Source organism: Frankia sp. Hr75.2 (assembly GCF_949319125.1).
Classification (GTDB): domain Bacteria; phylum Actinomycetota; class Actinomycetes; order Frankiales; family Frankiaceae; genus Parafrankia; species Parafrankia soli.
Window position 1 is genome coordinate 1 of sequence record NZ_CASGGV010000153.1, and the last position, 1,367, is coordinate 1,367.

1 protein-coding gene is annotated in these 1,367 nt (G+C 71.8%); it reads right to left on the reverse strand.

Features of this window, described 5'->3' with window-relative positions; genetic code table 11:
- Nucleotides 1-138: 138 nt before the first annotated feature.
- Nucleotides 139-1,338 (reverse strand): IS701 family transposase, encoded by a 1,200-nt coding sequence (locus AC559T_RS12790; protein WP_498868844.1) that lies wholly within the window; start codon nt 1,336-1,338, stop codon nt 139-141.
- Nucleotides 1,339-1,367 lie beyond the last annotated feature (29 nt).

Here is a 1,367-nt window from a genome sequence, read left to right on the forward strand (position 1 = left end):
TAGTAGGACTTCGTTAGGTGACTCCTGGCGGGTGAACGGTTACGGGAGGTGTGTGGTTGAAGGGTCGCTGGCAGGTGGGGCAGGCGCCGGTCCAGACGGCGAGCAGGGCCTGGAGGGTGCGGAGGACTCCGTAGAGGGTCAGGCCGGCGCAGGGACTTTTGGGTCGCGGCGGAGCTGGGTGCAGACGGCTTGGGCGATGCTGACGAGGGTGACGTGGTGGTGCCAGCCGGTGAAGGTGCGTCCTTCGAAGTGGTCGAGGCCGAGGCCGTCTTTGAGTTCGCGGTAGTCGTGTTCGATCCGCCAGCGGATCTTCGCGAGGCGGACGAGGTGCCGTAGTGGGGTGCCCTCGGGCAGGGTGGACAGCCAGTAGTCGGTGGGTTCGGCCTGGCCAGGGGGCCATTCAGCCAGCAGCCAGCATTCCGGCAGGCTCCGGTCGGGGTTGCGGGTGATGTTCCGGTTGGCGGGGCGGACCCGGAGTGCGAGGAAGCGGGAGCGCATCCCTGCGGTCGGGTTGGCCGGGGTCCTGTGGGTGCCGTGCCGCCAGGTCACGTACCGGCCGGCGGACCGTCCGGCCGCTGTCACCAGGGTCTTCAGATCGCGGGGCGGGTCGGGGTAGGCCGACGCGGGCGGCCGGCCGCTGCCCGAATAGGCCGCGGTGACCGGCACCGCGTCGGCCGGGTAGGCGGTCGCGGTCGGCTTCACGGCCAGCACGTAGGGGATGTTCCGGTCGGTCAGCCCCTGGCGGAAGGCGGCGGCGTCGCCGTAGCCGGCGTCCGCCACGACCGGCCTGCTCGGCAGTCCCCACCCGGCCAGCTCGTCGAGCATGTCCAGCGCGAGCCGCCATTTCTCCTGGTGCCGCGCCCTGTCGGGGATCGCGGCCCGTTCACGGCGGGCCCGGGCGCCGGCGACCTCGGTCGGGTCGGTCAGGGTGGTGTCGTCCCAGGAGGCCGGGAGGAACAGCCGCCAGTCCAGCGCGGCTGACGCCCAGTCGGTGACCGCGTGAACGGACACCCCGATCTGACAGTTCCCGACCTTGCCCAGGGCACCGGAGTACATCCGGGCCACCCCGGGCGAGGCTGGCCCGTCCTTGGGGAAGCCGGTGTCGTCCACGACCAGCGCGACCGGGTCGAGGAAGGCGACCGCCCAGCCGGCGAGGCGCCGGCGGACCTGGGTGTAGTCCCAGGTCGAGCTGGTCACGAACTGCTGCAGCTGCTGATGGTCCACGCCGAGGCGGGCAGCCATCGGGACCATGCTCTTGCGCTTGCCGTCCGTCAGCAGCCCCCGCACGTACAGCTCGCCCTTGCCCCGCTGGTCCGTCCGGGGCAGGTCCGCGAACATCTCCGCCGCGAACCGTTCGATCACCGGCC

What these genes read in the sequence shown, in the direction of transcription:
- AC559T_RS12790 (WP_498868844.1), bottom strand. Translation starts at nt 1,338, where the DNA reads ATGTTCGCGGACCTGCCCCGGACGGACCAGCGGGGCAAGGGCGAGCTG.